The sequence below is a fragment of the Bacillus mesophilus genome (genome assembly GCF_011008845.1).
Classification (GTDB): Bacteria; Bacillota; Bacilli; order Bacillales; family SA4; genus Bacillus_BS; species Bacillus_BS mesophilus.
The window spans coordinates 387,816-411,320 of sequence record NZ_JAAIWM010000002.1 but is presented as its reverse complement, the minus strand read 5'-3'; the positions used below and the strand labels follow the sequence as shown (position 1 = coordinate 411,320).

The window sequence follows — 23,505 nt, the reverse complement described above, 5'->3', positions numbered from 1 at the left end:
ATTAAAAAAGCTCAAAATTAATCAATATCAATCAATATTCGTCAATTTTCTCATCCTATCTCTTTTATATCGTTTTTTTTATTTTTGACAAAATATTTTATATTTGCATCAATCACAATATGTAGTATTGTCGAAAATAATATACACACTATATATTGATATTTTTAATTAAAATATGATAAGGTATCAATATCGAAAATTCGAGTTTTTAACTAGAAAGAGATAACTCGAATAGTTTCTTATATAAGGGAGATGTGAGAGTTGACTGTTGCGCTTAAAAAAACGATCAAAATTAATGTAGAAAGATTAAATGAGGATATTCGTGCTTTCCCACAGGTACACCCAATTACTGAGGATATGAACATTACACATAAAGGGGTATCTCGTTTAGTTATGCTAGATCGATATACATTCAAGGATACGGAGAAAATTACGTTAAGCGAGGGAGACTTTGTTGTCCTTACCATTAAAGAAGATCCTAAATTCCCAGCTAGAGGTTTAGGATACATTATTAGTATCGATTGGCAGGCGAAGATGGCTAAGGTACTAGTGGAAGAAGATTACAGAGGTGTATTGGACAAGCCCGAGGAAATCGAAACGGGGATAATCAATCGTTCTTTAGATGTGATTGAGAAGCCATTAGAGGTTTTTTACGAACAAATTGCGAAACGTAATGCAACAGGACTTGCATCAGTTGAAAAGACGGAAGAAAAACGAAAAGAATGGTTTGAAAAGTTTTATCATGAGCTTGTAACGATGAACTTTGTTCCAGCGGGGCGTGTATTATACGGAGCTGGAGCTGATACGGATGTAACGTACTTTAACTGTTATGTAATGCCGTTTGTTAAAGATTCACGTGAAGGTATATCAGAACATCGTAAACAGGTAATGGAAATTATGAGTCGTGGTGGTGGTGTTGGAACGAATGGATCAACACTTCGTCCTAGAAACACACTTGCAAGAGGAGTAAACGGTAAATCCTCTGGTTCTGTTTCTTGGTTAGATGATATTGCGAAATTGACGCACCTTGTTGAGCAGGGTGGATCCAGACGCGGCGCACAAATGATTATGTTAGCTGATTGGCATCCTGACATCATTGACTTTATTATTTCAAAAATGCAGAACCCAAGAATTTTGCGTTTTCTTATTGAAAATATTGATAACGATTATATCAAAAAGGCAGCACAAGATAAATTAAAGTTCACTCCTTTAACTGAGCAAGAGAAGACTATGTATCAAGGAATTACAAACTACAAGCATATTCCTGGCCTTGGTGGGTTTAGTGAAAGAATTATCAAGGATGCTGAAGAAAAGCTTCGTGTAGGTGGAACATACTCTGTTCATAACTCTGAGTTCTTAACAGGAGCCAATATCTCCATTTGTTTAACAAATGACTTTATGCAAGCAGTTGAAAATGACGCTGAATATGAGCTGCGTTTCCCTGATGTAGAAAGCTATGATGCAGAAGGCATGAAGGCATACAATGACACATGGCATGAAGTTGGCGATGTTAGAGAATGGGAAAAGCAAGGCCATAAGGTTCGTGTATATCGCAAAATTAAAGCAAAGGACCTTTGGAACCTGATTAATATTTGTGCAACATACTCGGCAGAGCCTGGAATTTTCTTTATCGATAACGCGAATGATATGACAAATGCACAAGCGTATGGACAGAAAGTTGTTGCAACAAATCCGTGTGGTATGGTCGCTTAGTTTGCCTCACGTTAAAAATTGCGGAATAAAGCGGGGAGCCTGAGATGGGAATCCGAACCGAAGGCTAAAGGTAAAACTTTAGTCAGGGGCAACGCATAGATTCTGATCCTGCATTATGCAGACTATAATGAATCCACGAGGCCGCAACATTACAAACTAGAATCCTATAAGGAGATTCCAAATAATATTATATGGTATAGAGGTGATCTTAGTGAATAGGGGATATGCAGGCTTATATAACGGGCACTATTTAAGAAGCTCATACGAATTCGCTTACGCTATGTACCTTGACTATTACTTCATACCATGGGGTTATGAGGATCACACCTTTGATCTAGGATTTAAACAATATAAACCAGATTTCTTTTTCTACGACCAAAACGGTAAACTCATAAAGATAGTTGAAATAAAGTCCAGAAATATTGAAGCTAAGGCAGAGGCTAAAAAGGCATTAAATAGTATCAAAGAAAGGTACAAGATTGATTGTGAACTTCTCTCTTACGAAGAACTGTTGGAGTTATATAGACCTTTACCATTCTCCTTAAACTCGGTTATCTCGCAATGGATTAAGTCAAAAGATACATCCATTAACAAAGCTACATTTGGTGAGCATAACGGTCATTACAACCTTAAACACAGTGTGAGTGCCAAGAAAAAAATCGGAGAACATACAAAACGATTGTGGTCTTCTGATAGCGAGGCTAGAAGAAGAATGCAGGCTGGTTTAAGAAAAAGTGGAATAAAGAAGGGTTATATCAAAGTCCCGAGGGAGAATAGACTGTGCGAAGGATGTACTAAGGAATTTCAGGTCCTGATAACATCTTCACAGAGATTTTGTAGTCAGTTATGTTCGGGAAAGTTTGCTATTATAAAAGCAACTGAACGGTATGTGGAAAAGAGAAAAACTATCCATCAAGACATAAAGGAATACATTATCCAGTGGTCAATCACAAATAAGAAAACTGTATCTGAAACGCCTTTAAATAAAATAAAAACAACATTAACTCCACTGGTAGATGATATTCAGAAGCTATTTGGAGTAAAGGACTTTAGAGTAATATCAAAAGCCGTGTTTGGTGAAGACCGTGGTAGAAAAGAACTTATTATGTTTATGAAAAAGGTTTGTAATGAAAAGATATGCTGAACTTACAGGAAAACGAACTGTAAGAAGTAGAGGATAAAAAGCCTTTACGATAACAAATTGGAACAACCACTAGCACCATTCTCAGTTTGTAACCTTGCTGCGGTTAATCTTGCTGAAATGGCAAACAAAGACACTAAAACAGTTAACTTTGATAAGCTGCGTCAAACAGTTGAAGTTGGCGTTCGTATGCAGGACAACGTAATTGATGCAACTCCTTATTTCCTTGAGGAAAATAAGAAGCAAGCTCTTGGGGAACGTCGAGTAGGCTTAGGAGTAATGGGTCTACATGACCTACTAATTTATTGTGAAACAGAATACGGTTCCGAAGAAGGTAATGAGTTAGTTAATGCAGTCTTTGAAGAGATTGCAACAACAGCTTACCGGGCTTCTGTAGAACTAGCTAAGGAAAAAGGGAGCTTCCCGTTCCTTACAGGTGATGATCATGGTACTACTAATCGCCTGCGTCAAGCATTCACAGAAACAGGCTTTATGAAAAAAATGCCTGAAGATATTAGACAAAGTATTAAAGAATATGGAATTAGAAATTCACACTTACTGACTGTTGCTCCTACGGGCAGCACTGGGACCATGGTCGGAGTTTCCACCGGATTAGAGCCTTACTTCTCCTTCTCTTACTTCCGTAGCGGTCGTTTAGGTAAGTTCATTGAAGTAAAAGCTGATATCGTACAAGAATACCTGGACAAAAATCCAGAAGCAGATCCAAACAACCTACCACATTGGTTTATTTCAGCAATGGAATTATCGACAGAAGCACATGCTGACACTCAATGTGTCATTCAGAGATGGATTGATAGCTCTATTAGTAAGACGGTAAATGCCCCGCGTGGATATACAGTCGAACAAGTAGAAAAGGTATATGAGCGACTCTATAAGGGTGGTGCAAAAGGCGGAACTGTTTATGTAGATGGTAGCCGTGATGCACAAGTACTTACTCTCAAAGCTGAAGAAAATACCTTTGATGAAGAACAACAGGAATTGTTCCCAGCTGAGGAAGAAAAGAAAAAGCCTGTAGTACTTGTTGATACGATCCAAGATCTACGTTCAACAACTGTTACCTATGGTTCAGAAGTTGGTGACACTTGTCCAGTATGTAGACAAGGTACTGTTGAAGAAATCGGTGGATGTAATACGTGTACGGATTGCGGCGCTCAATTACGATGCGGACTTTAATCCAATAGACATAAAAAGGGATGAGAACCATGAATTGGTCTCATCCCTTTTCTATCTTTACGAGGTCTTTTGCTTATACTAACAGCAATGTAATGATTAGAGGTGAAAATAATGAAGGCGTTTGTTCCACAGTTAGTCTATTTTGAACCGAAGGCTCTTGAATATCCATTAGGAAAAGAGCTTAAAGATAAATTCGAAAAGATGGGATTAGAAATTAGGGAAACCACCTCACACAATCAAGTACGCGGTATTCCCGGTGAAAATGACCTGCAGCAATATCGAAATGCTAAATCAACACTCGTAGTCGGAATTCGTAAAACCTTAAAATTTGATACATCAAAACCATCAGCAGAGTATGCCATACCATTAGCAACAGGTTGTATGGGGCATTGTCATTATTGTTATCTTCAGACGACCTTAGGAAGTAAGCCCTATATTAGAACCTATGTAAACTTAGAGGACATCTTTGAACAAGCAGAAAAGTATATGAAAGAACGTGCACCTGAGATTACACGATTTGAAGCAGCCTGTACCTCTGACATCGTAGGTATCGATCACCTAACCCATTCTCTTAAGAAAACAATTGAGTTTATGGGGCAAACAGATTTTGGACAATTAAGATTTGTAACAAAATATCAGCATGTTGATCACCTACTTGATGCAAAGCATAACGGCAGGACTCGCTTCCGCTTTAGTGTAAACTCCCGATATGTTATTAAAAATTTTGAGCCCGGTACGTCTTCTTTTGAAGAAAGGATAGAGGCAGCACGAAAAGTAGCCAATGCGGACTATCCACTTGGATTTATAGTCGCACCCATTTATATGCATGATGGGTGGCAAGAGGGGTATCTAGAGCTATTCCAGCGTTTATATGACTCATTGCAGGGAATTAATCTAGAAGGGTTAACCTTCGAACTTATTCAGCACCGTTTTACTAAGCCTGCCAAAAACGTCATTCAAAAACGCTATCCCAAGTCAAAGCTTGAGATGGATGAAACAAAGCGGAAATATAAATGGGGACGTTATGGAATTGGGAAATACGTATACCAAAACGAAGAAGCGGCCGATATAGAGACGACTTTAAGGCGCTATATTCATGAATTTTTCCCTAATGCAGAAATTCAGTACTTTACGTAAGTAGCGAGCTAAGATGTAAACTGCTTATTATATCTGAACACAGAAGAGACTTAGGAAACTAGGTCTCTTTCTCTTGTGGATAAAGAATTTAAATAGACTAAACGTATGTCCTCTTATGAATTTTATAATAATAAAATCCTTAACAATTTAGTAAGTATCAGTAGAGGTTGTTGAGGTGAGGTGAGTAGGTGAAGATTGATGGTGTATTTTCTGGTGGAGGAATTAAGGGATATGCATTAATTGGGGCCATACAAGCAATAGAAGACCGTGGTCACACCTTTGTTAGGATGGCGGGTACCAGTGCTGGATCCATTTTAGCAGCTTTTTTAGCCGTAGGTTATCGAGGTACTGAGATTCAAGAGCTTATGGAAGAAGTAGATTTACAGAAGTTTATGGATCCGAGAAACACTTGGTTTCCAGAAGCATTTACCAAATGGATCCTTTTGTATTGGAGACTTGGATTATACAAAGGTGAAGAGTTAGAGAAGTGGATCGAGGATAAGCTACTTGCCAAGAATGTCCGTGTGTTTAGTGACTTACCTCCTGAAAGGTTAAGGATTGTTGCCTCAGATATAACGAACGGAAGAATGATTGTATTCCCAGATGATCTTTCGAGATATGGGTATGAGCCAGGTGACTTTCCGATTGCCAAAGCACTTAGAATGAGTGCTGGTATTCCTTATTTCTTTGAACCAGTAAAGCTTGGTAAGAAAAAAGATAGTCCTTTCATTGTGGACGGGGCATTGCTCAGTAATTTTCCCTTGTGGCTCTTTCAAGAAACTAGAAATGAGAACAAACGACCTTTACTTGGAATACAACTAAGCCCTCATGTCAATAAGCGGGAGAAAAATCAAATAAAGAATAGTATTGATCTTTTTAAAGCACTATTTGAAACCATGATGGATGCACATGACCTAAGATATGTATCTAGGAGTGTCGAACAAAATATCATCTTTATACCAGTTAATCAGACCTATGCAAGGGAGTTTAGTTTGAATATAGAACAAAAAACTGAACTTATTCAAGCTGGTTATAAAAAGGCGGAAGTTTTTTTAAAGAATTGGTCTTACTAAGTCTACCGGGTCGCGAGCTACGCTTTTTATAGGAAAAAAAACCGAGCTCCTTCTAATGAAGTGCTCGATTTTTCTTTTTGTTGTTTTTCTTACCTTCAATCACAGTAAGGTGGGAATTGCTTTTTCGTTTGAAGTTTGAAGGTGGAACTGGTTTTTTTCCTTGCTGAGCTTTAAAACGTTTCTTTGATTGAATAGCGGCCTTTCTATAGCGAGAATAGTCAGACCAGTTCGTACCATTTCTTCTTTGTATATATCTAAATACGAAAAATATAATGGCGGCAAAAAGAATAGCGAATCCAACCATTTTAACCAACTGCATAGGGTCTGTAGTTAATGTGGTTAAAAATCCAACTGCTGCTAAGCTGATAACAGAGATAAAAATAATCTGACGCGTTTTTGGTTTCACATTCAGCACCTCCTAAACGAAAAGCGAGCGTTATTATTACTTACAATATGTAACTTAAAATGAGATGTTGTCATTTTTAAAACAATTTTTGTGAAGCTTCCTTCATTTTTGCTTCTTTATATCATTCGCTAGCTTTCAACGGTGCGTTGAAAACAACTAGTGGCATATAACTTATTCTACTTGAAAGTTCATAAAACCTCTAGAAGAAGCCTTATTATTTATAACTTTCACTATTATAGACAAAATATAACAGGCATAGACACTAATTTGGAAAAACTTCTTCATATAATTGGGCTATGTGGAAATACTACTAGTGGAGGTGGATGATCGTGGAAGAAGAAAAAAAGTTAGAACAAAATCAAATTGAACAACCGATCTCTCCTGGAGCTAGAACGGCTATTACTGGTTTATTTGGTGGTGTTTTTTGGAGTTTACTTGGGTATGGAGCCTATATTTTTAGTTTTACGAAGGTACCACCGAATGTTATTTTAGAACCTTGGACAATTGGAGATTGGAAGAGTGGGGTACTAGGCCAATTTATTGCCATTTTTCTACTCGGACTAATTTCTATTTTGGTGGCATTTGGTTATATGGCAACACTGAAAAAGTTTGATAAGTTCTGGATTGGTATTTTGTTTGGGCTCCTTTTATGGGGAATAGTCTTTTTTGTACTAAACCCAATCTTTCCAAGTATTGATCCTATTAGAAAGTTGGACCTAAACACAATTGTAACGTCTCTTTGCTTATTTATTTTATACGGAACATTTATAGGGTACTCAATCTCCTTTGAAGCAGCCCAGTTGATTGTCAAGGAAGAACCGAACTATTCAAAAGAATAGGACATATGATAGAATGTTCATTGAACATTCTATTTTTAAATATTGCAAAAAATAGTAAGGAGCTTGCTAAATGAGAAAGCATATTCTCTTATTGAATGGTCCTAATCTAAACCGATTAGGCACACGTGAGCCGGACACCTATGGAAACGTTACATTAGAAGATTTAGAAAAGGATTTACATACATTAGCCAATCAGCATGAATTAGAATTGGTTTGTTTCCAATCAAATCATGAAGGGGAACTAATTGATCACATTCATGAAGCAGATTCAACTGTTGACGGTATTATTATAAATCCGGGTGCCTATACACACTATAGTTATGCCATTCGAGATGCAATTGCTAGCATTTCTAAGCCGGTAATAGAAGTACATATTTCCAATATTCATGCTCGTGAGGAGTTCCGTCATCAGTCAGTGATCGCTCCAGTTACTAATGGGCAAATTGTTGGATTGGGAGTGTTGGGATATCATTTAGCCTTATTAGCTTTAAAAGAGAGATTAGGGGAGGAAATTACGCATGTCAAAAATTGAAAAACTTCGCAACCATTTTCAAGAACACGATGTTGATGGGATTCTAATCACAAGTAGCTACAACCGTCGATATATGACCAACTTTACTGGTACAGCTGGTGTCGCTATTATTTCTCGGGAAAAGGCTGTGTTTATTACAGACTTTAGATATGTGGAACAAGCAGAAAATCAACTAGAAGGATTTGAAATTGTTCAACATAAAGCAGCTATCATTGAAGAAGTTGCAAATCAAGTAGAAAAACTTGGCATCAAACGTCTTGGCTTTGAGGAAGATCATGTGACATTTAGTACATACAAATCTTATCAAACATCTATTAAGGCAGAATTGGTACCTTTATCAGGTGTTATTGAAAAGTTACGCTTGATTAAGACTGACTCTGAGATTAAGATATTAAAGGAAGCAACAGAGATAGCGGACGCTGCTTTCGAACACATCTTAACTGTTATTCGCCCAGGCAAAACAGAAATAGAGATTTCTAATGAATTAGAATTCTTTATGAGAAAGCAAGGAGCAGTTTCTTCCTCCTTTGACATTATTGTTGCTTCTGGCTACCGTTCTGCATTACCTCATGGTGTTGCTTCTGACAAGGTGATTGAATCAGGAGAGTTCGTGACACTTGATTTTGGTGCATACTATAAGGGATATTGCTCTGATATAACGAGAACACTAGCAGTGGGACAACCGAGCGAAGAGTTAAAAAATATATATGATGTAGTTCTAGAAGCTCAATTACGTGGAATGGCTGGCATTAAGCCAGGCATAACGGGGAAACAAGCGGATGCATTAACAAGAGATTATATCACTGAAAAAGGTTATGGTGAATATTTTGGCCACTCAACTGGGCATGGAATTGGTCTAGAGGTTCATGAGGGACCAGGACTTTCCTTTAAATCCGATATGGTACTAGAGGCTGGGATGGTTGTTACTGTAGAACCAGGAATCTATGTTGCAAATGTTGGTGGAGTCAGAATAGAAGATGACACAGTGATTACAAAGGATGGTAATCAAACACTATCTTTTTCTACTAAAGAGTTAATTATTTTATAGGCTTTGTTAATGTACAATGTTGAATTTTTAGCAGTGTTGATTGAAGTGGAAGGATAGGAGACTCCTGCGGGAGCAGCGTGACATAGGGACAAAGGAAGTCACTTTGTCCTTGGTGAGACCCCGCAGGCGCATGCCGAGGAGGCTCACCGCACGCCCCGCGGAAAGCGAGTGTCCTGTAACGAAAATCAACAACAAGGTTTAACACAGCCATTGAAAACTCAGTTGAAAAAATGTTGGTTTCTAACAATTAGATGTAATTTAGGAGGATCTTTTTAATGATTTCAGTAAATGATTTTCGTACAGGATTAACAATCGAAGTAGATGGTGGAATTTGGCGAGTTCTTGATTTTCAACATGTAAAGCCAGGTAAAGGAGCAGCGTTTGTTCGCTCTAAACTTCGTAACCTTCGTACAGGAGCGATCCAGGAAAAAACGTTCCGTGGTGGGGAAAAAGTTGCAAAAGCACAAATTGAAAACCGTACGATGCAATATCTATATGCTAATGGGGATATGCATGTATTCATGGACACACATTCTTATGAGCAGTCAGAACTTCCAGCTAGCTCAATTGAATACGAATTAAAGTTCCTTAAGGAAAACATGAACGTTGCTATTCAAACATATCAAGGTGAAACAATTGGAGTAGAACTTCCAAACACTGTTGAACTTAAAGTAGTTGAAACTGAACCAGGTATTAAAGGTGACACTGCATCTGGTGGTACAAAGCCTGCAACAGTTGAGACAGGACTAACTGTACAAGTACCATTCTTCATTAACGAAGGTGACGTATTAATCATCAATACTGTAGAAGCTAAGTATGTTTCTAGAGCATAATACTTAAAGATCAAAAGAGGCATTTGCTAAAAAGCAAATGCCTCTTTTTTGTATTTATTAAAAACAATTCATTTATTAAGTGCCGAATGAAATTTCTATACTACATCAAAGCATGAAAAGAAAAACAATAGTCTAAAACCTACAGATCATTGCATAGGTTGTACATATGAGTAGTGATTTAAAAAAATAAGGAGAATCCAAAATGAAAAGATGGCTTTCTACAATTGACACGACCATTTTATCAATGGCTGGTCTTCGATTTGTTTCTGCAACGATCGAACTCACGGCTGCCATTGCGATGCTCATGCTTAATGATGTGAAAAAAGCAGTTGCTCTTAATGCAATGCTGGCATTAGTGGGTCCTTTTATCTTTATTGCAACAATGACAATTGGACTTTTAAGTATGACTGATGATCTATCGTTTTCAAAACTATTATTTATCGGACTTGGTGTTGGCTTTATTTTAATAGGAATCTACAAGTAATCGATATTTAGCCTGTCATAATAAGTCCAAGCTTGCATACATTGGAAATATAAGAACTAATGGGGGGAGATAGATGGAAGAAATAATAGGGCTGCTATCTACTAATATTCGAACAATACTGGACCGATATCCTTCCCATATCTATGAAAAAGTGGAGGAAATTCGTTTAAGACTCCACCGCCCACTAGAAATCATTATAAGAGGAAAGCCACATTATCCAGGGCTTTCGGCTACACCATATATTGTTACGGCTGATGATACGTTGCAGCTCATGAATCGATTAAGTCAATATTCTATATACACTTTAGAAGAAGAGTTGAAAAGAGGCTATATCACGATTCAAGGAGGGCACCGCGTTGGACTAGCCGGTAAGGTGATTACCGAAAAAGGTGAGGTAAAAGCTATCCGTGATGTTACCTTTTTTAATATTCGTGTAGCGAGGCAATGTATTGGTATTGGCGAATCCTACTTGCCTGATTTGACAACCTCCACTGGTGAATGGCTTAACACCATGATTATTGGTCCACCACAGGCTGGAAAGACAACCCTACTCCGAGATCTAGCAAGGCTTGTGAGTGTTGGTAAGGAAGAACGTAAGCTTTCCCCTTTCAAGGTTGGAATTGTTGATGAACGTTCTGAAATTGCTGGGTGTGTAAAAGGAGTTCCTCAGTTAGAGCTTGGGTGGCGCGTCGATGTATTGGATGGGTGTCCAAAGGCTGAAGGAATGATGATGTTAATTCGTTCTATGAGCCCTGATGTGATTGTGGTGGATGAAATAGGAAGTAAGGAGGACAGTGAAGCCATTATGGAAGCTGTAAATGCAGGGGTTAAATTAATCGTAACTGCACACGGCTACACATGGTCTGATTTGGAAAAGAGGCCAAGTCTAAGACCTCTCCTTGATTCTAATATATTTTCACGCTTTGTTATTCTTTCTAAGGAAAGTGGTCCAGGAACCTTTTGTGAAATAGTGGATTCATCCGGACGAAAAATTGGAAGGGAAACGGAGGTAGCCCAATGGTAAAGCTTCTCGGGGCTTTATTCATCTTATTAGCAACTACGTGGACAGGTTTTGAGGCTGCCAAGCATTTGAGTGAACGACCAAGGCAGCTTAGACAGCTAAAGGTTGCTCTACAATCCTTGGAGGCTGAAATTATGTATGGGCATCTTCCTTTATATGATGCATGTATACATATTTCAAAACAGCTAAAAAAGCCTTTATCTTGGTTTTTTGAGGACTTTGCAAAAAGGTTAAAAGATGGTGAGGCAAATGTAAGAGTGGCCTGGCATGATAGCTTGCTAGATGTGAAAAGATTTACTGCATTTAAGCAAGGTGAAATCGAAATTTTACAGCAGTTTGGTGAAACATTAGGACAACATGATCGTACCGCGCAGCAAAAACATATTTTACTAGCTTTAACCCATTTAGATCGTGAGGAACATGAAGCACGAGAAAAGCAGGCTAAATACGAAAGAATGATAAAAAGCTTAGGCTTCCTATCAGGCTTACTCTTGATAGTATTGCTGCTGTAAAGGAATGAGGGGAGTATGGAACGATGGAGATAGATGTTGGTACAATTTTTCAAATTGCAGGAGTAGGGATCGTTGTAGCCTTTCTTCATACCGTACTAAAACAGATGGGGAAGGAAGACTATGCACATTGGGTAACACTGGTTGGGTTTGTTTATATTATTTTTCAGGTAATAACCATCATGGATGCATTATTTAAAAAAATAAAGGCTGTCTTCCTCTTTCAAGGTTAGGAGGGATTTGCTATTCAGATTCTACAAATTGTCGGCATTGGTCTCGTTGCAACCTTTCTGGCCTTAATCGTAAAAGAACAAAAACCCATATTTGCTTTCATGCTGGTGGTCTTTGTTGGCTGTAGTATTTTTTTCTTTTTAATCGGACAAATTCAAGAAATTATTACAATGCTTGAACGCATCGCCGTAAATGCAAACGTTAATTTAATGTACGTCGAAACCATTTTGAAAATTATTGGAATCGCCTATATTGCTGAATTCGGTGCACAAATTACGAGAGATGCTGGACAAGGTGCCATTGCTTCTAAAATTGAATTAGGCGGAAAAATCCTTATCATGGCAATGGCAATACCAATCCTCACCGTTATTATTGAAACTATCTTAGGACTACTTCCATCTTAAAATGACACGGTGTTAAAAAAAGAGGTGTATGGATGAGTTCACGGTTGATCACTGCAATAGTAATTTTGCTCATTTTTATATGTTCTCCTTTAAGTGTACAAGCTTCTGCTCCTACCATCCAAGACAAAGTGATCGATGAACAGTTAGATAGATTAGGAATTGAGGAAATCAGAAAATTTTGGGATGACATCGTCGAAGATTATGGTGGCTACCTACCAGAAAGTCAGAAAGGTAGTTTCATGGATTTCGTAAAAGGTGAGAAGAAATTTTCTGTAGAGCAATGGTTGCAAGGGTTAGCGAAATTCTTATTTCATGAACTTATTGCAAATGGAAAGCTTCTCGGTACTTTGATTATGTTAACCATATTCTGTATGCTTCTTCAATCACTACAAAATGCATTTGAGCAAAGCACTGTAAGCAAGGTGGCTTATGCTCTGATCTATATGGTGTTAATCATTCTAGCACTTAATAGCTTTCGAGTGGCTATTTCCTACACAGAAGAAGCAATACAAACGATGATTAGCTTCATTATTGCATTAATACCACTACTGCTAGCATTAATTTCTGTTTCTGGTGGGGTCCTGTCCGCAGCATTTTTTCATCCCATTATTATTTTCTTAATGAACACAAGCGGACTACTTATTCAATATGTAGTGTTGCCGATGCTATTTCTCTCTGCTCTCTTGAGTATTGTAAGTACCCTCTCAGATCATTATAAAGTCACTCAATTGGCAGAGTTGTTACGTAAGACAAGCATTGCATTGTTAGGAATATTTTTAACAGTATTCTTAGGAGTCATTTCGGTCCAAGGCGCATCAAGTGCGGTAGCGGACGGAATAACCATTCGAACAGCTAAATTTGTTACAGGTAATTTTATCCCTGTTGTAGGTCGAATGTTTACTGATGCGACAGATACTGTGATAAGTGCTTCTGCTCTTTTGAAAAATACAGTTGGAATTGTAGGAGTCATTATGCTCCTATTAATTGCAGCTTTTCCAGCGATAAAAGTGTTATCACTAGCTTTTATTTATAAATTTGCTGCAGCGATCCTTCAACCATTAGGTGGAGGTCCAGTTATTCAATGTCTAGATATCATCGGGAAAAGTGTCATTTATATCTTTGCAGCACTTGCGATCGTTTCCTTAATGTTCTTCTTAAGTTTAACGATCATTATTGCTGCAGGTAATATCACGCTCATGATGAGGTAGAGAGGTGATTCAATGGAGTTTTTGACAGGATGGATTGCTAATATTATTGTCTTTATTTTGCTAGCTACCATTGTGGATATGCTTCTACCAAATTCAAATCTTCAACGCTATGCAAAAATGGTCACTGGCTTGCTGTTAATTGTTATTATTTTGACTCCACTTTTTAAATTTTTTAGCACAAACTTTGAAGAAATCCTTGCTACAGCAACAACTCCGGTCCCAGCAGAAGAAGAAAACATAGAAAATTTAATAGAATTTAAGAAAAAAGAAATACAAGCACTAAATCGTGCATATAGTTTAGAAGAAGTGGCTGTCCAAATGAAAGAAGGAGTAGCGGACGAGATGATGAAGCGATTTGATCTACACGTTTCTCACGTGTTCATTGAACTAGATGAATCTATCAATGCTTCATCAGATTCTACAGAGCACTTCTCCGTAATCGTACAGCTATCAGAGCAAAAAGTAGAAACAGAGGATGCAATTCCTGTTGTTAAAGAGGTGAAGATTGATACGAGCAAAGAGCTACCTAAAAAAGACAATATCAAAGTAGATGAAACAAAAATCGTATCTTACCTTGCAACAGAATGGCAACTCAATCCACAACAGATCAATGTAGCATTGGAAGGGGGGGAGAGCGACCTAGATGGAGAAAAAGAATAATCAATTCTTTCATTGGCTCCAGTCATTATTTAAAAAAACAACTAATGAACAGCAGTCATCAGATAAAAAGCTATCTAAGTACCATTATGCGATTGTCATTTTAGCAGTTGGTGTCGCATTCATGCTTGTTAGTAACATACTTTCAGATTCTTCTTCTTCTGCACCAGCAAATGAACTAGAGGTCTTTAATCAAGAAAAATCAGAAGACCAACCTACTTTTGGACAAAAAAGTAGTGATACTGAAGATGTTCTCCGAGAGGTTGAGAATCACTTTGAGACTCAATTAAAAGAGATCCTTCAATCAGCTGTAGGTGTAGACGAGGTTGAAATAATGGTAAATCTAGATGCAACAGAATCTAAGGTTTTCGAAAAAAATGTAACTTCCCAGACCCAGCTTACGGATGAGACAGACCGGGAAGGGGGGAAACGAAAGGTAGAAGATACTTCTAAAGATGAGCAGCTGGTTATCATTCGTAATGGAGATACAGAAACACCAGTTGTCATTAATATTAAAAAACCTGCAGTTAGAGGGGTTTTAATAGTAGCAAATGGTGCAGATAACATCCAGGTTAAGAAGAATATTATTGAAGCAGTAACACGTGTACTTGATGTTCCAAGTCACCGCGTGTCCGTATTACCAAAGAAAAAACCTAAGGGGGAATCATAAATGTTATTGAAAAAGCAAACAGTTTGGTTATTAACAATGTTAAGTTTGGTTGTAGTTTTATCCGTGTATTATGTTACTTCACCTGAAAATGCTAGTGACAACTTAGCTTACGAAGAAACAGCTACTGAAGAAGCAACAGAAGGTACTGAAGCAACAACTACAGAATCAGAAGAAGCAGCAACTGAGGGAGAAGAAGTAGTGGTTGAAGAGTCTACAGAAGAAACAGCTGAAGAAGGCGAAGGAACAGTTATTTCAAGTGTAGCAAGTGATGAATTATTTACAGCTCTTCGTTTAGAAATGGATGATCAACGCAGCAAGCTAGTAAGTGACTTACAAGCAATCATGGCTTCAAGTGATGTATCACCAGAACAAAAAAGTGATGCTTATGACAAGATGATTGAGGTTCAAGAAGTTTCTGCTAAAGAAAGAGTGTTAGAAACGTTAATTAAGGCAGAATCTGATCAATATTCTGACGTGTTAGTTCGCGCAGATGGTGAGTCTGTAAGAATCATCGTTAAGTCTAAGGATCATACACCAGCTCAAGCAAACAAAATTATCCAACTTGTAAGAACAGAGCTTGGCAAAAAGGATGTAGCAGTAGAATTCTCTAATAAGTAAGCCTACTAAAAATACCTATTAGCATAGTGCTAATAGGTATTTCCTTTATTAATCTAGTTGCTTAGTGCACGACATCATCTCGTGTATGTATATATAATGAACCATCTTGCTGAACCTCAGCCACAGCCTTTACACCTGACTTTTTAAGTTCTTGATCAAGCCAATATTTATCTAATTTTAATTTTATAAGTAATCACCAACACAAAATTAAATTGTAGAAAGTTGCACATCGTATTTCTTTTCTACCAGTAATTCTAGCAATAACGAGTAACACAGAGTATGCCAACACTAACCAGACAGCTAGTTCTGAAATGCTCAAAACCTACATACCCCTTTGAATGTAAATTAATATGAAGTCATTCGAGTATCCTACTAGAGAAGAATGTTTATGAATCTGAATTAGATTATAATCAAAATAGGGGCTGTGGAATAAAAGGTTCAATAATCTTACACGTAGAAATTGTGTCTTACGAAAGTAGTAGGATAATGAAGGTAACATTTTTCTAAAAAAACAACAAATTTCAAATTAATATAAGAATTTATCTTAGTTTTGATTTTAACTTTATTAATATAATTCCAATTATAGGGTTATAGGAAATATACACTGAATTTATAGTTAACATAAATCATTACATAAATTTTTGATCATCTGTTATATTATAGTAGAAGAAAGATAATTGGTAAAAATAGTTAAGATTCGCTTTGATTTATATAGGAAAATAGCCACTGGTTTTAGGTTGTTACTAAAAAAATGGATTTTTCGGTAGCATTTTACTATCGTTTTCTTATAGAATAAAAGTTAAGGACAAACTTTTAGGAGTAGGCTATAATTTCTCGTCTTAAAAGTTTTTTTGTTAGACTAAAATATTATCCAGTAAGCGTTAGGGTAAAGGAGAGTTATCATGTTAAAAATTCAAGAAATCCGTGAATTAATAAAATTGATTGACCAAGCTTCTATTGATGAATTTAGTTATGAGCATGAGGGTTCTAAAATTAAGATGAAAAAGCACCATAATCAAACAACAGTTGTAAGCCAGTCACAGCCGGTCGAACAACCTGCGCAAGCTGTTCAACCAGTTTCACAGCCACCAGTTCAAGCTCAACCAACACCAGCTGCCAAAGTTGAAGAGACGGTGTCACCTGTTAAAGTTGAAGATCCAAGTCTACAAAAAATTGTATCACCTATGGTTGGTACATTCTATGCAGCTCCAAATCCTGAATCAGGTCCGTTTGTAAAAGTGGGCGACAAGGTAGGTAAGGATAGCGTGGTATGTATTGTAGAAGCAATGAAGCTCTTTAATGAAATTGAAGCAGAAGTAAGTGGAGAAATTGTAGAAATATTAGTTGAAAACGGTCAACTAGTTGAGTATGGACAACCAATGTTTCTGGTAAAATCGTAGTAGGGAGCGTTCTTATGATAAAAAAGTTATTAATCGCAAATAGAGGGGAAATAGCGGTTCGTATAATTAGAGCCTGCCGTGAATTAGAAATAGAAACGGTTGCTGTATTCTCAGAAGCCGATCGAGAAGCTCTTCATGTTCAGTTAGCAGATGAAGCGTATTGTATTGGACCCACTGCGTCAAAGGACAGCTACTTAAACTTTACAAACATTATTAGTGTAGCAACATTAACTGGGTGTGATGCGATTCATCCTGGCTATGGATTCCTAGCTGAGAATGCTGACTTTGCAGAAATCTGTAGAGCCTGTAATATTATATTTGTAGGACCGAGTCCTGAAGCTATATCAAAAATGGGGACAAAGGACATTGCTCGTGAGACAATGAGAGTAGCCGGAGTTCCAATTGTTCCAGGTTCTAAAGGGATTATAAAAGATGAGGAAGAGGCCATTAATCTTGCAAATGAGATGGGGTATCCAGTCATCATTAAGGCCACAGCAGGTGGTGGTGGTAAAGGAATCCGTGTAGCTAAAAATGAGCCGGATTTAATTAAAGGAATTCGGATTACTCAGCAGGAGGCTGCAACTGCTTTTGGAAACCCAGGTGTATATATTGAAAAATATATAGAAGACTTTAGACATGTGGAAATCCAGGTTTTAGCTGATAATCACGGGAATGTGATTCACTTAGGTGAACGAGATTGTACGATTCAACGTCGCCTACAAAAGCTTGTGGAAGAAACACCTTCACCAGCATTAAGTAGCGAAATTAGAGAACAGATGGGGGAAGCTGCTGTTAAAGCTGCTCAGGCTGTCAACTATTCTGGTGCAGGTACAATCGAATTCATTTTTGATCATCACCAACAAAGCTTCTACTTCATGGAGATGAACACAAGAATTCAGGTTGAGCATCCGGTAACAGAAATGGTAACAGGTATTGACCTAATTAAAGAGATGATTAAGGTAGCATCTGGAGAGCCCTTATCTGTTAAACAAGAGGAAGTTACGTTTACAGGTTGGGCGATTGAATGTAGAATCAATGCCGAAAATCCTGCGAAAAACTTTATGCCTTCGCCAGGAAAGATTGAAATGTACTTACCTCCAGGTGGACTAGGTGTGAGAGTTGACTCTGCAGCTTATCCGGGTTATACCATTCCGCCTTATTATGATTCCATGATTGCTAAGCTAATCACTTATGGACCAACAAGGAAAGAAGCAATTGCTCGTATGAAGAGAGCACTTGGGGAATTTGTAATTGAGGGAATTCATACAACGATTCCGTTCCACTTACAATTAATGGATCATGAGAAATTTGTGGATGGTGACTTTAATACAAAGTTTTTAGAAATATATGAGGTAATGAAGTAGTAAAATATATCAGGAGGTGTCATGATGAGTGATAACAATGTACTAGAAATGAATCAAGAATATACAAGCTTAGGTAAGGTTGAAATTGCTCCTGAAGTAATTGAGGTAATTGCAAGTATCGCTGCGTCTGAAGTTGATGGGGTTTCCTCGATGAGAGGCAACTTTGCATCAGGAGTAGTAGAAAGACTTGGCAAGAAAAACCATGGTAAAGGTGTTAAAGTCGAGCTTACTGATGAAGGAATTAAGCTAGACGTTTATGTGACAATGAAATTTGGAGTATCCATTCCAAAAGTGGCTAAAAACATTCAAGATAATGTTCGTCAAACATTAGCAACAATGACAGCACTAGAAATAGATGAAGTGAATATTCATGTTGTGGGAGTTCATTTTGAAACTCAGAAGCATGAAGTTGAAATCGATCAAGAGATGTAATTCTATACTTACATTCAAGTTCAGAGTCAAGGTGAAAACCTTGGCTCTTTTATTTTTTGTAAATTGTAAAAAGTTTTTCATTTGTGGATAAACAAGGCTAGTGTATAATATTCCAGCTCCAGCGCCTTTTGTTCTATGGTTAACGTTAAATTCCTTATATGGATGCTTTTTCGTAATTTTCCTTTATTTTTCATAATCTCCCTTCATCATGTATAATGAGGTTGAAAATAATTTTAAACATGTCCGTTAAAACTATTAGAAGATATGAACTATATATGTCAAAAGCAGAAACATATGATATGATTTCTTTTATAAATTTGGACCACTAAAAAGGAGTAATGAATGATGAACAGAAGACAAGCAAGAGAGAAAGCACTTCAAGTCCTTTTTCAATTAGATCTTAATGAACAAGAGCCTCAAACTGCCATAAATAACGTACTTGAAGAAGAAGAGGGAAACCCCTTTTTAGATGAATTGGTTTTTGGAACAACTTCTCATAAAGAGGAAATCGACACACTTCTAAGAAGTAATTTAGAAAATTGGACGATTGAACGAATTGGGAATGTGGACAGAGCAATTTTACGACTGGCTATTTATGAGATGCAATTCGAGCCTAATATTCCAATAAATGTAACTCTGAATGAAGCAATCGAATTAGCAAAGACATTCGGTGACGATGATTCTGGGAAATTCATTAATAGTGTTTTATCTAAGGTAAAGGATCAGTTACCTGCGAAATAGATATATAAATATACCGTTAACTAAGGGGGAGGACTATGTCTGAGATACGGTATTTAACAGTCACTGCCTTAACAAAATACATAAAAAAGAAGTTTGATGTAGACCCGCATATGCAAAAAGTATTCTTAAAAGGGGAAATTTCTAATTTCAAACAGCACAGTCGGGGGCACATGTACTTTACGATTAAGGACGAAAATGCTCGTATACAATCTGTTATGTTTTCTGCTAATAATCGTTCCATAAAATTTAAACCTGAAGATGGGATGAAGGTACTTATACAAGGAGAAATCTCAGTATATGAACCAAACGGTAATTACCAACTATATGTAACAGACATGCAGCCTGACGGAATCGGAAGCTTATTTTTAGCATATGAAGAACTAAAAAAAAGATTGGAATTAGAAGGTTTATTCTCAGCTGTACATAAAAAAGCCATTCCCAAATACCCCGAACGAATAGGTGTCATAACATCACCTACCGGAGCAGCGGTAAGAGATATTATCATCACCATTAAAAGAAGATATCCAATCGGTGAAATTATCATTCTACCCACATTAGTGCAAGGGGATCAGGCGGCACCTTCAATTGTAAAATCCATAAAAAAAGCAAATGATTTTGCTGATTTAGATGTTCTCATTGTTGGTAGAGGTGGCGGATCTATCGAAGAACTTTGGGCGTTTAATGAGGAATCAGTAGCTCGTGCCATTTTTGAGTCAAGAATTCCAATCATCTCTGCCGTTGGTCATGAAACAGATTTTACTATTGCTGATTTCGTTGCAGATTTACGAGCACCTACGCCTACTGGGGCCGCGGAACTAGCAGTGCCACATATTGATGAACTGGTAGAAAGAATTAATCAACGACGTGCTAGGCTTATTCGGGCTATGAAGGAAAAGTCGAACAGTGAGAGAAAACGTTTGGTTAATTTGCAAAGGTCATATGCATTTCGTTATCCAAAACAGCTATACAGTCAAAAAGAACAACAACTTGATCGTCTATTAGAATCACTACAAAGAGTGAGTAATCGTTATATCGAGCAAAAAAAGTATCAGCTTGAAAAAATTAGCTCTAACCTATCAAAACATCAGCCATCTTCACAAATTCAGTTGCAGAAAGAACGTCATCTTAGAGTCAGCCGTGAAATTCATAAATTGATGGCTATGACACTTGGTAATAAGGAACAGCAGTTTTCTTACATACTTTCCAAATTAGAGGGACTAAGTCCATTAAGAATCATGGACCGAGGATATAGCATTGTGTACAGTGATGACCAAGAAAACATAATAAAATCAACCAAACAAGTTACTCCTGGAAATCAGATTAGCGTTAGATTGAAGGATGGCATACTTAATTGCGAGATTAATGGGATTGAGAGGGAACAAGAAAATGAGTAGTGAAAAGAAATTGTCTTTTGAAGAAGCTATGGACAAGCTAGAAGAAATTGTTGAGAAGCTAGAGGAAGGGGATGTACCGTTAGAAAAGGCGATTGCTTATTTTCAGGACGGAATGACACTTTCAAAGCTTTGCCATGATAAATTAAAAACGATTGAAAAGCAAATGGATAAGCTATTACAGGATAATGGTGAGCTTCAACCAATTCAGGTACAAGAGGAGGAATAACAAGTGAGTGAAAACAGTTTTCAATCCTTCTCTGTCAAGCATAAGCAAATGTTTGAAGAAGTACTATACAAATCACTAGAGAAGCTCTCTTCTCCGCATAGTTTGCTTGAAGCGATGAATTATTCTCTTCAGGCAGGTGGAAAGCGTCTTCGCCCCTTATTGTTATTTGCGACCTTATACGGATTTAAGAAAAATCCTGTGCTAGGGTTACAGGTAGCAACGTCTTTAGAAATGGTACATACATACTCCTTAATTCACGATGACCTCCCTAGTATGGATGATGATGATCTTCGCAGAGGTAAGCCGACAAATCATAAGGTGTTTGGAGAGGCCCATGCCGTTTTGGCAGGAGATGCGCTACTAACCTATAGCTTTCAATTACTTGCTGATCTTAATCATGAAGAAATTACAAATGAGATGAAGATTAAGTTGATTAAACTTTTAAGTGTTTCTGCCGGTCCAGAAGGAATGGTCGGAGGACAAATTGCAGACCTTGAAGGTGAGAATCAGTCACTTTCTATAAATGAGTTAGAATATATACATACACGAAAAACAGGTAGGCTTCTAGAATACTCTATTCTTGCAGGTGCTATATTAGCAAATGCAACAGATCAACAGATTAACCATTTAAGAGGCTTTGCCCACCACCTTGGATTAGCTTTTCAAATAAGAGACGACATATTAGATGTTGAGGGAACGGAAGAAGAGATTGGTAAGCCAGTTGGTTCCGATGAAAATAACCATAAAAGTACATATCCAGCTCTACTCACTCTTGATGGGGCAAAGCGTAAATTAGCCGAGCATATTAATCTTGCCAAACAATCACTTTCATTAGTTGAAAATATGGACCAATCTTATTTAGAGGATATATGCAATCTGATAGCAGAACGTAATAACTAAGCCTAGGTTATAATGAAAATAGGCGGTCGATTCGTTGAGCAATTAAATATAATATGGTATAGTGTTTTTAACATGGGGTGGTGCAGTATTCTAGTCAGTCTCCCGTTTCTGAAGGCGGGCCTAAAAATCCGCCAAAGGGCACATCGATGAAGTTCCTTGTGTCGGCTTGAGGCGCCCAGCCTTGGGTTGATGCTGGGAGTTAAGGATAAAGGGCGATCCACAATGGCATGTGGGCGTTGACCCTTCTTCCGCGGAGGACCATTCTCTTGGATAGCAAAAAGACTATGCCAAAGATGGTTATAAACCTGTATTGTAGCTATCTTTTGGGCTACATGCAGCGTAGCCTGCCTTGAGTGGTAACTGAGGGGATTATGGTTAGGTACATTAATCAAAATGGCCATTGGTTATTGTACTTGTATCCCATATGAAATCATTACTGCAAAAGAGGCTAGGGAATGTAACGAGACTGCTTGAGGAAAACTCCTAGACTGTTCGAAATTTGACAAGTAGAGAGGATTATAGTGCGGACTAAGTGGTAATCCAGTCTAGTATATGGCGACATTGCTAAGGTGGGTTTAATGGGAAACCGCCAGAATGGCAACATTCGGTACCTGCTTGGGAAAACCTACTGGACCTAAGCCGCAGTTTTTACTCTTTACTTGGCCACTCATCTTACATAATGGGCAATAAAATAGGTTTAAAGGTGACGATGTAATTCATGAATGATACATTTCGAAAATCGATAAATTGGAGTTTAGGAATAGCCGTTATCACATTTGTGCTAGCGGCTATTTTTTCAATCGTTTCAACCTATACCTTAAGTGGAGTAACTTGGGCAATGGGAATGGTTGTCGTACTGATCATTGTCTTTATAGGTATATTTTTTGACATGCTAGGCGTTGCAGCGACTGCCGCTGATGAAGTGCCATTTCATGCAATGGCATCTGAGAAAGTGAAGGGCTCTAGGCATGCAATCTTAATCGTTCGTAATGCTGATCGGTTTGCAAATTTTTGTAATGATGTAATTGGAGATATTTCTGGTATAATTAGTGGTACAGCCTCAGCAATTGTGTTGGTGCAGGTTGCCATTGCCCTAGATGTTAATGATAACGGACCTACACAGTTAATAATTTCTGTCATATTTACGAGTTTAATTGCAGCATTAACTGTCGGTGGAAAGGCAATAGGGAAAACACTAGCGATTACCTTTTCAACAAATATAGTCTTCCAAGTAGGTAAATTGTTTTATTTTGCAGAAGATAAGTTAAAGCTGAGAATATTGAAAGATGCACGTGACAAAAAGAAAAAGCAAAATTCGAAACGAAAGTGA

At 37.6% G+C, this 23,505-nt stretch carries 25 protein-coding genes and 2 pseudogenes; 26 read left to right on the top strand and 1 reads right to left on the bottom strand.

The features are described from left to right. Nucleotides 1-261: 261 nt before the first annotated feature. From G4D63_RS07520 to G4D63_RS07500, 5 genes and pseudogenes are all read left to right on the top strand, one after another. A pseudogene (locus G4D63_RS07520) lies at nt 262-1,701 on the top strand (vitamin B12-dependent ribonucleotide reductase); the annotation flags it as partial. Between the two features lie 223 nt (nt 1,702-1,924). Continuing rightward, complete coding sequence (locus G4D63_RS07515) at nt 1,925-2,857, top strand: restriction endonuclease (protein WP_163179018.1); 933 nt, start codon at nt 1,925-1,927, stop codon at nt 2,855-2,857. A gap of 60 nt (nt 2,858-2,917) precedes the next feature. Further along, nucleotides 2,918-4,048, top strand: a pseudogene (locus tag G4D63_RS07510) (ribonucleoside-diphosphate reductase); the annotation flags it as partial. Nucleotides 4,049-4,159: 111 nt separating this feature from the next. After that, complete coding sequence (gene splB / locus G4D63_RS07505) at nt 4,160-5,185, top strand: spore photoproduct lyase (RefSeq protein ID WP_163179016.1); 1,026 nt, start codon at nt 4,160-4,162, stop codon at nt 5,183-5,185. A 188-nt stretch (nt 5,186-5,373) separates the two neighbouring features. After that, complete coding sequence (locus G4D63_RS07500; protein WP_163179015.1) at nt 5,374-6,258, top strand: patatin-like phospholipase family protein; 885 nt, start codon at nt 5,374-5,376, stop codon at nt 6,256-6,258. 52 nt (nt 6,259-6,310) lie between these two features. On the opposite strand, the gene G4D63_RS07495 is transcribed toward G4D63_RS07500, so the two are convergent. Beyond that, the gene (locus G4D63_RS07495; RefSeq protein WP_163179014.1) at nt 6,311-6,664 is read right to left on the bottom strand and encodes an SA1362 family protein; all 354 of its coding nucleotides are present in this window, start codon (nt 6,662-6,664) and stop codon (nt 6,311-6,313) included. Nucleotides 6,665-6,987: 323 nt separating this feature from the next. Between G4D63_RS07495 and G4D63_RS07490 the strand changes: the two genes are divergently transcribed. From G4D63_RS07490 to G4D63_RS07390, 21 genes are all read left to right on the top strand, one after another. Then, nucleotides 6,988-7,503 (top strand): YqhR family membrane protein, encoded by a 516-nt coding sequence (locus G4D63_RS07490; protein WP_205603794.1) that lies wholly within the window; start codon nt 6,988-6,990, stop codon nt 7,501-7,503. 70 nt (nt 7,504-7,573) lie between these two features. After that, on the top strand, nt 7,574-8,035 hold the full coding sequence (gene aroQ / locus G4D63_RS07485) for a type II 3-dehydroquinate dehydratase (RefSeq protein WP_163179013.1): 462 nt from the start codon (nt 7,574-7,576) through the stop codon (nt 8,033-8,035). After that, nucleotides 8,022-9,083 (top strand): M24 family metallopeptidase, encoded by a 1,062-nt coding sequence (locus G4D63_RS07480; RefSeq protein ID WP_163179012.1) that lies wholly within the window; start codon nt 8,022-8,024, stop codon nt 9,081-9,083. Before aroQ ends, G4D63_RS07480 begins: the two co-directional genes overlap by 14 nt. A 275-nt stretch (nt 9,084-9,358) precedes the next feature. Further along, entirely contained in the window at nt 9,359-9,916 is a 558-nt protein-coding gene (efp, locus tag G4D63_RS07475) for an elongation factor P (RefSeq protein ID WP_163179011.1), read from the top strand. A 202-nt stretch (nt 9,917-10,118) separates the two neighbouring features. Further along, nucleotides 10,119-10,400, top strand: coding sequence for a YqhV family protein (locus G4D63_RS07470; protein ID WP_163179010.1), 282 nt, complete (start codon nt 10,119-10,121; stop codon nt 10,398-10,400). A gap of 73 nt (nt 10,401-10,473) precedes the next feature. Continuing rightward, entirely contained in the window at nt 10,474-11,424 is a 951-nt protein-coding gene (spoIIIAA, locus tag G4D63_RS07465; RefSeq protein ID WP_163179009.1) for a stage III sporulation protein AA, read from the top strand. Then, nucleotides 11,418-11,933, top strand: a complete 516-nt coding sequence (spoIIIAB, locus tag G4D63_RS07460) for a stage III sporulation protein SpoIIIAB (RefSeq protein WP_163179008.1) — start codon at nt 11,418-11,420, stop codon at nt 11,931-11,933. The genes spoIIIAA and spoIIIAB overlap by 7 nt, the downstream gene beginning before the upstream one ends. A 23-nt stretch (nt 11,934-11,956) precedes the next feature. Beyond that, nucleotides 11,957-12,163 carry a stage III sporulation protein AC gene (gene spoIIIAC, locus G4D63_RS07455; RefSeq protein WP_163179007.1) on the top strand — a complete coding sequence of 69 codons (207 nt, stop codon included), beginning with the start codon at nt 11,957-11,959 and terminating at the stop codon, nt 12,161-12,163. Nucleotides 12,164-12,175: 12 nt separating this feature from the next. After that, nucleotides 12,176-12,565, top strand: coding sequence for a stage III sporulation protein AD (gene spoIIIAD, locus G4D63_RS07450; protein ID WP_338023914.1), 390 nt, complete (start codon nt 12,176-12,178; stop codon nt 12,563-12,565). Between the two features lie 32 nt (nt 12,566-12,597). Further along, on the top strand, nt 12,598-13,773 hold the full coding sequence (gene spoIIIAE / locus G4D63_RS07445) for a stage III sporulation protein AE (RefSeq protein ID WP_163179006.1): 1,176 nt from the start codon (nt 12,598-12,600) through the stop codon (nt 13,771-13,773). Nucleotides 13,774-13,785: 12 nt separating this feature from the next. After that, the gene (gene spoIIIAF / locus G4D63_RS07440; RefSeq protein ID WP_163179005.1) at nt 13,786-14,433 is read left to right on the top strand and encodes a stage III sporulation protein AF; all 648 of its coding nucleotides are present in this window, start codon (nt 13,786-13,788) and stop codon (nt 14,431-14,433) included. Then, complete coding sequence (spoIIIAG, locus tag G4D63_RS07435) at nt 14,417-15,100, top strand: stage III sporulation protein AG (RefSeq protein ID WP_163179004.1); 684 nt, start codon at nt 14,417-14,419, stop codon at nt 15,098-15,100. Before spoIIIAF ends, spoIIIAG begins: the two co-directional genes overlap by 17 nt. Further along, nucleotides 15,101-15,718, top strand: a complete 618-nt coding sequence (locus tag G4D63_RS07430; RefSeq protein WP_163179003.1) for a SpoIIIAH-like family protein — start codon at nt 15,101-15,103, stop codon at nt 15,716-15,718. Between the two features lie 902 nt (nt 15,719-16,620). Beyond that, nucleotides 16,621-17,118 (top strand): acetyl-CoA carboxylase biotin carboxyl carrier protein, encoded by a 498-nt coding sequence (accB, locus tag G4D63_RS07425; protein ID WP_163179002.1) that lies wholly within the window; start codon nt 16,621-16,623, stop codon nt 17,116-17,118. 14 nt (nt 17,119-17,132) lie between these two features. Then, nucleotides 17,133-18,482: an acetyl-CoA carboxylase biotin carboxylase subunit gene (gene accC, locus G4D63_RS07420; protein WP_163179001.1), complete on the top strand. Its 1,350-nt coding sequence runs from the start codon at nt 17,133-17,135 to the stop codon at nt 18,480-18,482. Nucleotides 18,483-18,503: 21 nt separating this feature from the next. Beyond that, entirely contained in the window at nt 18,504-18,914 is a 411-nt protein-coding gene (locus tag G4D63_RS07415; RefSeq protein ID WP_275580256.1) for an Asp23/Gls24 family envelope stress response protein, read from the top strand. Between the two features lie 345 nt (nt 18,915-19,259). After that, nucleotides 19,260-19,655, top strand: a complete 396-nt coding sequence (nusB, locus tag G4D63_RS07410) for a transcription antitermination factor NusB (RefSeq protein WP_163179472.1) — start codon at nt 19,260-19,262, stop codon at nt 19,653-19,655. 35 nt (nt 19,656-19,690) lie between these two features. Continuing rightward, entirely contained in the window at nt 19,691-21,049 is a 1,359-nt protein-coding gene (xseA, locus tag G4D63_RS07405; protein ID WP_163178999.1) for an exodeoxyribonuclease VII large subunit, read from the top strand. Next, nucleotides 21,042-21,275 (top strand): exodeoxyribonuclease VII small subunit, encoded by a 234-nt coding sequence (locus G4D63_RS07400; RefSeq protein WP_163178998.1) that lies wholly within the window; start codon nt 21,042-21,044, stop codon nt 21,273-21,275. The genes xseA and G4D63_RS07400 overlap by 8 nt, the downstream gene beginning before the upstream one ends. 3 nt (nt 21,276-21,278) lie before the next feature. Beyond that, the gene (locus G4D63_RS07395; RefSeq protein ID WP_420837804.1) at nt 21,279-22,175 is read left to right on the top strand and encodes a polyprenyl synthetase family protein; all 897 of its coding nucleotides are present in this window, start codon (nt 21,279-21,281) and stop codon (nt 22,173-22,175) included. Nucleotides 22,176-22,893: 718 nt separating this feature from the next. Further along, nucleotides 22,894-23,505: a hypothetical protein gene (locus G4D63_RS07390; protein ID WP_163178997.1), complete on the top strand. Its 612-nt coding sequence runs from the start codon at nt 22,894-22,896 to the stop codon at nt 23,503-23,505.